The 2,408-nt window shown below is 72.5% G+C and carries 2 protein-coding genes; both read right to left on the minus strand.

Annotated features, from left to right (window positions below; all coding sequences use genetic code 11):
* Positions 1 to 176: 176 nt before the first annotated feature.
* Positions 177 to 1,046, minus strand: a complete 870-nt coding sequence (locus tag ABZ719_RS37515) for a 3-hydroxyacyl-CoA dehydrogenase NAD-binding domain-containing protein (RefSeq protein ID WP_366729648.1) — start codon at positions 1,044 to 1,046, stop codon at positions 177 to 179.
* A 153-nt stretch (positions 1,047 to 1,199) separates the two neighbouring features.
* The gene (locus tag ABZ719_RS37520; protein ID WP_366729649.1) at positions 1,200 to 2,111 is read right to left on the minus strand and encodes a hypothetical protein; all 912 of its coding nucleotides are present in this window, start codon (positions 2,109 to 2,111) and stop codon (positions 1,200 to 1,202) included.
* Between the last annotated feature and the right edge of the window lie 297 nt (positions 2,112 to 2,408).

Below are 2,408 nucleotides of genomic sequence, written 5' to 3' on the forward strand. Positions count from 1 at the left end.
GCGGTCCTGCAAGTACCGTGGAGCGCCGCACTGTTCCGTTGCGGTACTGGGATCCGTGGCGGGCGCCGCGGACCGGGGGTGCTGGGCCGGCGCCGGGACGCGCTGGACCGGCGTCGGGACGCGCTGGACCGGCGTCGGAGGTACCGGACCGTCGCGCGGCCGAGCCGGCCGGGGCGTCACCGCGGGGCGTCGTAGGTGTAGAAGCCCTGGCCCGACTTGACGCCCAGGTGTCCCGCGTCGACGTATGTCTTCAGCAGTTCCCTGGGGCCCGAGGGCAGGTGGGGGCGTTCCTGCGCGTAGTGGTTCTCGATGTCCAGGACGACGTCGAGGCCGACCTGGTCCATCATCCTGAAGGGGCCGGCCCCGAGGCCCGTGTTGATCTTCCACATCTCGTCCACGTCCTGGGGTGTGGAGACCCCCTCGGCCACGACCGCGAGCGCCTCGCGCTTGATGGCGGCCCAGACGCGGTTGAAGATGAAGCCGGTGGACTCCTCGTGCGCCACGAACGGGAAGATGCCGAAGCGCGGGAGTTCACGCCGGAGCAGATCGACGATCCCCGGGTCGGTGTGTCCGTCGGACATGAGGTCGACCGCGTTCTGCTGCGGCGGCATGTAGAAGTGCATGTTCAGCACCCGCTCGGGGTGTGCGACCCGGTCGATGAACTCACCGGTCGCGTACGACGAGGAGTTGCTGGCCAGGATGGTGTCGGGCCGGGCCGCCCGGTCCAGTTCCCCGAAGATCTCCTTCTTCAGTTCGAGGTGTTCCGGTACCGCCTCCACGACCAGCCAGGCGTCCAGCAGCGCCTCGGCCAGGTCGTCGGTGACCGCGACCCGGCCCGGCTCTCCGCCGTCGAGCCCGGCCGCGATCTCGCTCACGTGCTCCTCGACGTAGGCCCGCGCCGCCTCGCTCGACTCCGGGGACCTGTCGTAGATCCGTACGAGGCCGCCGCGGGTGGCGAACATGAGGGCGATCCGCCGGCCGAGCGTGCCGGCGCCGATGACGGCGACCGGCCGGTTCTGGATGTCCTGGGGGAGGGCGAATGCCATGTCAGTCTCCTGTGGTTCCTCGGGTGTTGCGGTGTGCGGGGCGCGGTGGGCCATCGCGGGCTCCGCGCCGTCGCGGGGCGGCCGGTGCCGGTGGCGAGAGCGCTGTCCAGGGTCTGTCCGGCGGATCACGCTGCAGGTCATTCGAAACGCGCCCTAGTGCTCCACCAGGCACAGCCCGGTCAGGGGGTGGGGGAGCCGGACGATGTCGCGCGGCTTCTGGCCGGCGGCAGGACCGTCCGGCAGCGGAACCTCGCGGATGTGGCCGTGGAGGTCGGAGACGTAGGCGATGCCTGCCTCGCCGTCGACGGCGAGGCCGATCGCCTCCTGGAACCCGTCGGCGAGGATCTCGGGGCGCTGCCCCGCGGCTCCGGCGGGCGGCAGGGGAGCCCGGTTGAGAGTGTTTCCGGCGGGCGGGGCTCCGCGGTCGGTCCAGTACAGCCGGTCGCCGTGCAGGTGCAGGTCGATGGGCTCGGGCAGGTCGCTCCACAGCACTTCGATGTCCGTGCGGTCCGCGGCGGTCTGCCCGGCGGGGATGTCCAGCCCGGCGCGCAGGATCCGGCCCTTGCCGCCCTTGGCCGGCCCCTTCTGCGTCCAGTACAGGTGCCTTCGTGCGGGGTCGACCGCCACGCCGACGCACTCGCCCGTGATCCCGTCCTCGGGAGGATTGACGACGAGGTCGGTCAGGCCGGTGCCGTCGGTCCGGACACGGCTGACGCGGCGTCCCTCGCGGTCGCCCCAGTACAGGGTGCCGGCCCCGTCGGTGGTCAGCTGCTTGCCCGTGGTCATCGCCCCGGGCGGGACCAGGTCGCGCCGTTGTCCGCCGGCCGGGCTCAGGGCGTGCACACCGCCGTCGGGGCGGGAGAAGTCCTGGCCGGCTTCGCCGGGAACGCGGGGGTCGGCCACGGGAGTGCCCATCGTCGTCCAGTAGACGGCGGCCGAGTCGGCGGTGATGCCGTCCGGGGCGGGACCGGCGTCCTCCAGGAGGGTGGTCACCCGGCCGTCCGGAAGACTCACCCGCAACAGCTTCCCCGGCAGGACCTGCAGTGCGAGCAGTGTTTTCGGCATGATGGCTGTCCTTGCTCCGTTCCCTCGGTGGTGTGGCCCCGCCCCGGAAGGCGGAAGGGGCGCAGGCGCGGTCCCTCCGGCTCCGGCGCGGGCTGTCTGCGCTGCGGGCGCGGGCGTCTTCGCTCCGGGGCGCTCATCCGCGCTTCGGCGCGGTCACTCCTGCGTCGTGCCGTCCTGGGGCGCGGGGTCTTGCCAGCCCAGCGGCCCGAGGACGGAACGGGTGCGCTCGCCGACCCGGACAAGCGGTGCGTCGACCGCGACAGCTACTCGCTCTCCAAGGGCTACCGGGTCATCGCC

The sequence above is a fragment of the Streptomyces sp. NPDC006743 genome (assembly GCF_040703815.1).
Taxonomy (GTDB): domain Bacteria; phylum Actinomycetota; class Actinomycetes; order Streptomycetales; family Streptomycetaceae; genus Streptomyces.

What these genes read in the sequence shown, in the direction of transcription:
- ABZ719_RS37515 (WP_366729648.1), bottom strand. Translation starts at nt 1,046, where the DNA reads ATGGCATTCGCCCTCCCCCAGGACATCCAGAACCGGCCGGTCGCCGTC.
- ABZ719_RS37520 (WP_366729649.1), bottom strand. Translation starts at nt 2,111, where the DNA reads ATGCCGAAAACACTGCTCGCACTGCAGGTCCTGCCGGGGAAGCTGTTG.